Here is a 6,053-nt window from a genome sequence, read left to right on the forward strand (position 1 = left end):
GAGATCCATGCACGCATGGCAGTCTTGAATAAATTCACAGAATTAGGTCGCCCTCATACCCAAGTTGTCTCTTAAATTTGAGTAGCTTAAGGGAACTCAGCCTTTCAAACCTTTATGCAACAAAGCCCAAAAAGAATGTACTGTTTTCAACTCTACTGCTAGTCAAGAAATTGATAAATATCGTAAATTGAAGTAAAAATATGACTAGAGATAAGCGTATATAAGATACGCTTATCTTAGTTTCTTCAATCACAATTCAATATATTCTATTTCTGATATATAAACAGATAACTCTGTTACCAAAAATCTCACATCTAAATCCGCAAACTTCATTCCATAAACCCGTTCCTCATCATCCTGATAAGCAGGTCTCGGATCTAAAGAGAGAACTTCTTCGAGTTCTTGCAGTATTTGTGGAGAAACTTTTCCCTTATTCATGAACTGCTGTTTTTGCTGCTCCGCCTCTTCTGTCCAAATTACCGATTTACGTTGTGGCTCATCCTGTGCATAACCACTTTGTGCCTCAATCACGGCATCTGAATACTGAATATAGGGCTTGATATCGACAATCGGCGTTCCATCCAGTAAATCACTTCCATTTAGATACACACGTACATTCTTGCCGACCTTCTTGACTTCTTTGAGTTGAACGACTGACAAGCCAATCGGCGCTGGACGATACATGCTCCGTGTCGCAAAGACGCCAATCTTCTGATTGCCGCCCAAACGTGGTGGGCGTACTTGCGGACGGAATTTCGCATTCTCCTGATATTTATTATCATGAAACTGCCAGATCAGCCAGAGATGACTAAAAGCCTCAATTCCTTCAAATGCCAGCAAATCATTATAGGGGCCGACCATTTCGATATAACTTTCGACCTGCACCAGATTGGGCTGCCGTGGAATACCAAATTTTTCTTTATAGGGTGATTGCATATAACCAATAATCGGCAACTTAATTTCAGTCATCATCACTTTTTTTGATAAGCTCAATTAAATATATTCAGTTTATAGAGAATGGATTTAGTTTAGAATAGCAAGTTGTTCTAATTTGATAACTTATTGAGACCTTTAATGGCTGCTTTTAACGTCGAAAAGATTACTCACGTCCACCACTGGAATGATACTTTATTCTCTTTTAAAACGACTCGTGACACTGCTTTACGTTTTAAAAACGGTCAGTTTGTAATGATCGGCCTTGAAGTCAATGGCAAGCCCTTAATGCGTGCATATTCAATTGCAAGTGCCAACTACGAAGAAGAGTTAGAGTTTTTCTCAATTAAAGTGCCGGATGGCCCACTGACTTCCATTCTACAAAAAGTAAAAGTCGGCGATGACATCCTGATTTCTAAAAAACCGACAGGTACTTTGGTGCTAGATGACCTGAACCCAGGCAAAAACTTGTATCTTCTGTCTTCAGGCACTGGCCTTGCACCATTCTTGGCGACCATCCGTGATCCTGAAACTTATGAACGTTTTGAAAAAATCATTATCGTGCATGGTACCCGTTTCATTTCTGAACTGGCTTATCAAGATTTAATTTTGAATGAAGTACCAAATCACGAATTCTTCTCTGAACTCGGCGCGAAAGAAAAATTGGTATACTACCCAACCGTAACCCGTGAAGAATATCCGAACCAAGGTCGCGTTACGACTGCAATTGAAACCGGCGAACTGTTTGAAAAAATTGGTCTGCCACGTTTTAACCCGGAAACGGATCGCGCTATGCTGTGTGGTAGCCCGGCCTTCCTCGACGATGTGGCTGCACTTCTAGACCAACACGGTCTAAAAGAGTCACCTAAAATGGGTGTTCTAGGCGATTACGTGATTGAACGTGCATTCGTGGAAAAATAAAATCTGATTTTAGATGATCAGAATTAAAAAACCGAAGCTTGAAGCTTCGGTTTTTTATTTGAATCGGAGTTAAAAAATTAACGATCACGACCTTCCTGATTGGCAGAACCTGAACAGCCTGCGCCACCACCAATGATAAAACCGCTTTCTGCCTTACATGAACCGATCATACGGCCATGCGAGTCAAATGTAGTCACTGTCGATGCACAGCCTGTTAATACCAGTGCCAGTGCAATAAGTGCTGATAATTTCATGATATTCCCCTGTATTCTTTATGGCTTTAAATTAATCTGGTTTTGACTTGGCAGTGCTGGCAACAAACCCGTCTTGGCATCCACGCTATTGTAATTCACACCCATCGCATTACCTGAACCACCACAATGGGCACTTGCAGTTGAAAGCAGACCGCGGGTTGCTTTACATGATCCAATCACCTGACCGGTGGCATCATAAGTGATGACCATAGAGCTACAGCCCGTCATCAGCACCATGGCCGCAAGTGAAAGTAGTTTTATGAAGTTCATTGTCCCCCCTCAAAAACAATAAAAATTAAATGGTTAAGTTATATTGCTATTCTATAAATTTCGCGGATGATTCTTTCTAAAATTAGTGGATTTGTAAAGCTTTATTTTTCATCTATTTAAAATATCCAGGCCATAAAAAAGCTGCCCGTTAAGCAGCTTCTTTATGATTAAACTTAAATATTCAGAATCAGGCCGACTCATGTCCTAATGCCCGTTCTGCCAGTGCCTGCTTCACAATCTGATAACCCGCAGTTAAACCAAGACTCGCCATAATCATCGCCACTATTATATCTGGCCACAGACTGCCTGTACCAAAAACCCCGACTGCTGCCAGAATCACGGCGGCATTGCCAATGGCATCATTTCGGCTACACAGCCAGACTGACCGCATATTGGAATCACCTTCACGGAAGGCATAGAGAATGACTGCCGTAAATACATTTGCCAGCAATGCCAGCACACCAATCAAGCCCATGGTCAGTGCCTCTGGCGGAATGCCTTGCAGATAGGCATAAATGACTTTACCGATGACCACCAAGCCAAATAAGGCCATGGTCATTCCCTTGAGCAAGGCGACTGTTGCGCGCCAGTACAGACTTGCACCGATGACCGCCAAAGAGACGCCATAATTGACGGCATCACCAAAGAAGTCCAAGGCATCTGCCCACAAAGCCGATGAATGTGCATAGGCCCCACCAATCAGTTCCACCACAAATAAAGTCAGGTTCACCACCAAGGCAATCCATAACGCCGTTCTAAACTTACTGTCAGGTTTGGATGGAGCAGGTTCATGACTACAGCTACAGGCCATGTTGATCTTCCATACTTTCGTGCAAAAAATGAGTTAAAATAATTAGAAACTATGGACTAACTCCAAGGTCAAGCAGGAGCGAGCAATGTCAGTGTATTTAATTTCAGAAATAGCCAAAAAGACTGCTTTAAGCACAGATAGCATTCGCTTTTATGAGAAGAAAGGCTTGATACAGCCGAATTTTCGAGCAAGTAATCGCTATCGTTATTATGGTGAAGAAGCCCTGAAAAGGCTGCTTTTTATCAAACGCTGTCGTGCTTTGGACATGTCCTTAAAAGAGATTGAAGCCCTGATTAAACTCGAACAGAATCCGCAGCAGGAATGCGGTGCAGTGAATCAGCTCATTGACCAGCATTTAGAGGATATCTCCAGAAAAATTAGGGAATTACAGCTATTCGAACAACAGCTGATTGCACTTCGCAAAAGTTGTAATATCCCGACCACCATTGATCATTGCCAGATTTTAAAAATGCTCGAACAGACTGAAAATAATTGAATATTGAATAATTTTAGTGCTTCATTTCACTCAAAATAAAACATTCTTTTTATTCTAAATGGCTTATTTCCGAGTAATTTACTGGGTTGAATCCAAATTTTAGATGGTTAGAATAAAGCCGTACTTTTTATATGTCTTTCGATTCCATCATGAGCCTGACGACCGTTACTGAACTCCTCTCACCTGCCGGCTCACTGAAAAATATGCGCTATGCCTTCGCCTATGGTGCAGATGCAGTCTATGCAGGTCAGCCGCGTTATAGTTTGCGCGTTCGTAATAATGAATTTGATCATGACAATCTGGCGATTGGCATTCAAGAAGCCCATGAGCTAGGTAAAAAGTTCTATGTGGTCGTCAATATCCAGCCGCATAATTCCAAACTGAAAAATTTTATTCGTGATCTGGAACCTGTAGTGGCGATGCAGCCGGATGCGCTGATCATGTCTGATCCGGGCCTGATCATGATGGTGCGTGAACATTTTCCAGAAATGGATATTCATCTGTCTGTGCAAGCCAATGCAGTGAATTGGGCAACGGTAAAATTCTGGAAAAATATGGGACTCACGCGCGTGATTCTGTCACGTGAATTATCGATTGAAGAAATTGCTGAGATTAAACAGCAAGTACCGGATATGGAGATTGAGGTTTTCGTACATGGTGCGCTGTGCATGGCTTATTCCGGCCGTTGCATGCTGTCTGGTTATATGAATAAACGTGATGCCAATCAGGGTGCGTGTACCAATGCCTGCCGCTGGGAATACAAAGTTCTGGATGCGAAGGAAGATGAAACTGGTGATGTGATTCCAGTGAAAAATCTGGATTCAGGCTGCTGCTCTCAAGATGCCGACGAAGCACATATGCAAGCACAGCATCAATTTGATGAACCGGTATTATTACAACGTAATGATGAAGACATGTTTGCTGCCGAAGAAGATGAACATGGCACTTATTTCATGAATTCTAAAGACTTACGTGCGGTACAACATGTCGATCGTCTGATCAAGGTCGGGGTACATTCCTTGAAGATTGAAGGCCGGACCAAATCCTATTTTTACTGTGCCCGTACCGCACAAATCTATCGTAAGGCCATTGATGATGCGCTTGCGGGCCAACCATTTGACCCAGCATTGATGACGCAATTAGAAGGTCTGGCCAATCGTGGGTATACCGAAGGTTTCCTGCGCCGTCATGTGCACAGTGAATATCACAATTATGAAAATGGCTCTTCAAGTTTTGACCATCAACAGTTCTGCGGTGAAGTCTTAGAACGTAACGGTAACTCCATCAAAATTGATGTAAAAAACCGTTTTGTCGTGGGTGATTCCTTAGAGCTGATGACGACTCAAGGCAATATCAGCTTTGTTTTAACCGAAATGAAAGACAAAAAAGGCAATCTGATTTCTGAGGCTAAAGGCTCAGGTCATATCGTCGAGATTCCGGTTCCAGCAGATGTAGATATGCAATATGCACTGCTCATCCGCAATCTGCCGACATCGACTATAGATATTTCGGCATCGTCACTGGCTTATCAGGGGAGTTAAACATGGCGCTGCTGATTACCGACAAATGCATCAATTGCGATATGTGTTTAGCAGAATGTCCAAATGATGCGATTTATGAGGGTGCGAAAGTCTATGAGATTGATGTGAACCGTTGTACGGAATGTGTCGGCTTTTATGAGCGCCAAACCTGTGTAGATGTATGCCCAATTGAGTGCATTGTGCCGCATCCTGAGCATGTAGAGACGCAAGAGCAACTGTTAGAAAAATTTAAAGTCTTGAATTTGTTCCAGTCTTAAGTACTGATCAAACATTGGAATAAATATTGCATTGAATAAAGACAACCTTGGGGAAGGCTGAATAATAAGAGTCAGAACAAAAACAGTACAGAGGAAAGAAACAGCCAGAAGCAATTGGGGATGCTTCTGGCTGATCTAAAAAAGGAAGCAAATATAACAATAAAAAAAGGAACTCTGGTGTTAGCGTCCGGAGTTCCTATAAAAAGGTATAACAAAGATAATCGAGATCGAACACCAAGGTTTTGGGGAACCTTGGTGTTATTTTTTACTGACCTGAACGGATGATATAATCAAATGCAGACAGTGATGCTTTCGCGCCTTCACCTGTGGCAATGATGATCTGCTTATACGGAACAGTAGTACAGTCACCTGCTGCAAATACACCTTTCACATTGGTTTCGTTGCGTTCGTTAATCAGGATCTCACCACGATTTGACAATTCAACCGCTGTTGCTTTTAAGAAATCGGTATTCGGCAACAAACCAATCTGTACGAAGATTCCTGCAAGTTCAACCGTATGTTCTTCATCGGTCGCACGGTCTTTGTATTTCAGTGCAGTTACCTGTGAAC

9 protein-coding genes are annotated in these 6,053 nt (G+C 42.3%); 4 read left to right on the forward strand and 5 right to left on the reverse strand.

Features of this window, described 5'->3' with window-relative positions:
- Positions 1-249 precede the first annotated feature (249 nt).
- On the reverse strand, positions 250-969 hold the full coding sequence (gene tsaA, locus FTU45_RS14775; protein ID WP_180076663.1) for a tRNA (N6-threonylcarbamoyladenosine(37)-N6)-methyltransferase TrmO: 720 nt from the start codon (positions 967-969) through the stop codon (positions 250-252).
- 105 nt (positions 970-1,074) lie between these two features.
- On the opposite strand from tsaA, the gene FTU45_RS14780 reads away from it, so the two are divergent.
- Positions 1,075-1,854: a ferredoxin--NADP reductase gene (locus tag FTU45_RS14780; protein WP_005097483.1), complete on the forward strand. Its 780-nt coding sequence runs from the start codon at positions 1,075-1,077 to the stop codon at positions 1,852-1,854.
- 77 nt (positions 1,855-1,931) lie between these two features.
- Here FTU45_RS14780 and FTU45_RS14785 read toward each other — a convergent pair whose 3' ends face one another.
- The 3 genes from FTU45_RS14785 to FTU45_RS14795 all read right to left on the reverse strand — a co-directional run bounded on the left by FTU45_RS14785 (position 1,932) and on the right by FTU45_RS14795 (position 3,189).
- On the reverse strand, positions 1,932-2,108 hold the full coding sequence (locus FTU45_RS14785; RefSeq protein ID WP_005097486.1) for a hypothetical protein: 177 nt from the start codon (positions 2,106-2,108) through the stop codon (positions 1,932-1,934).
- Between the two features lie 18 nt (positions 2,109-2,126).
- Positions 2,127-2,378, reverse strand: coding sequence for a hypothetical protein (locus FTU45_RS14790; protein WP_005097487.1), 252 nt, complete (start codon positions 2,376-2,378; stop codon positions 2,127-2,129).
- Positions 2,379-2,565: 187 nt separating this feature from the next.
- On the reverse strand, positions 2,566-3,189 hold the full coding sequence (locus tag FTU45_RS14795) for a cation transporter (RefSeq protein WP_180076661.1): 624 nt from the start codon (positions 3,187-3,189) through the stop codon (positions 2,566-2,568).
- A gap of 85 nt (positions 3,190-3,274) precedes the next feature.
- On the opposite strand from FTU45_RS14795, the gene FTU45_RS14800 reads away from it, so the two are divergent.
- From FTU45_RS14800 to FTU45_RS14810, 3 genes are all read left to right on the forward strand, one after another.
- Entirely contained in the window at positions 3,275-3,685 is a 411-nt protein-coding gene (locus tag FTU45_RS14800; protein WP_180076662.1) for a Cd(II)/Pb(II)-responsive transcriptional regulator, read from the forward strand.
- 131 nt (positions 3,686-3,816) lie between these two features.
- Complete coding sequence (gene yegQ, locus FTU45_RS14805) at positions 3,817-5,226, forward strand: tRNA 5-hydroxyuridine modification protein YegQ (protein WP_005097493.1); 1,410 nt, start codon at positions 3,817-3,819, stop codon at positions 5,224-5,226.
- Between the two features lie 2 nt (positions 5,227-5,228).
- Positions 5,229-5,483, forward strand: a complete 255-nt coding sequence (locus tag FTU45_RS14810; protein WP_005097495.1) for a YfhL family 4Fe-4S dicluster ferredoxin — start codon at positions 5,229-5,231, stop codon at positions 5,481-5,483.
- A 265-nt stretch (positions 5,484-5,748) separates the two neighbouring features.
- Here the strand turns inward: FTU45_RS14810 and FTU45_RS14815 are convergent.
- On the reverse strand, positions 5,749-6,053 hold a 305-nt coding region (locus FTU45_RS14815; RefSeq protein ID WP_180076304.1), incomplete at its 5' end, for an FAD-dependent oxidoreductase.

Source organism: Acinetobacter sp. YH12106 (assembly GCF_013418995.1).
GTDB lineage: Bacteria > Pseudomonadota > Gammaproteobacteria > Pseudomonadales > Moraxellaceae > Acinetobacter > Acinetobacter pseudolwoffii.

Bases quoted from the DNA above. Each gene is read 5' to 3' on its own strand.
- tsaA (WP_180076663.1), bottom strand. From the start codon at position 969: ATGACTGAAATTAAGTTGCCGATTATTGGTTATATGCAATCACCCTAT.
- FTU45_RS14780 (WP_005097483.1), top strand. From the start codon at position 1,075: ATGGCTGCTTTTAACGTCGAAAAGATTACTCACGTCCACCACTGGAAT.
- FTU45_RS14785 (WP_005097486.1), bottom strand. From the start codon at position 2,108: ATGAAATTATCAGCACTTATTGCACTGGCACTGGTATTAACAGGCTGT.
- FTU45_RS14790 (WP_005097487.1), bottom strand. From the start codon at position 2,378: ATGAACTTCATAAAACTACTTTCACTTGCGGCCATGGTGCTGATGACG.
- FTU45_RS14795 (WP_180076661.1), bottom strand. From the start codon at position 3,189: ATGGCCTGTAGCTGTAGTCATGAACCTGCTCCATCCAAACCTGACAGT.
- FTU45_RS14800 (WP_180076662.1), top strand. From the start codon at position 3,275: ATGTCAGTGTATTTAATTTCAGAAATAGCCAAAAAGACTGCTTTAAGC.
- yegQ (WP_005097493.1), top strand. From the start codon at position 3,817: ATGTCTTTCGATTCCATCATGAGCCTGACGACCGTTACTGAACTCCTC.
- FTU45_RS14810 (WP_005097495.1), top strand. From the start codon at position 5,229: ATGGCGCTGCTGATTACCGACAAATGCATCAATTGCGATATGTGTTTA.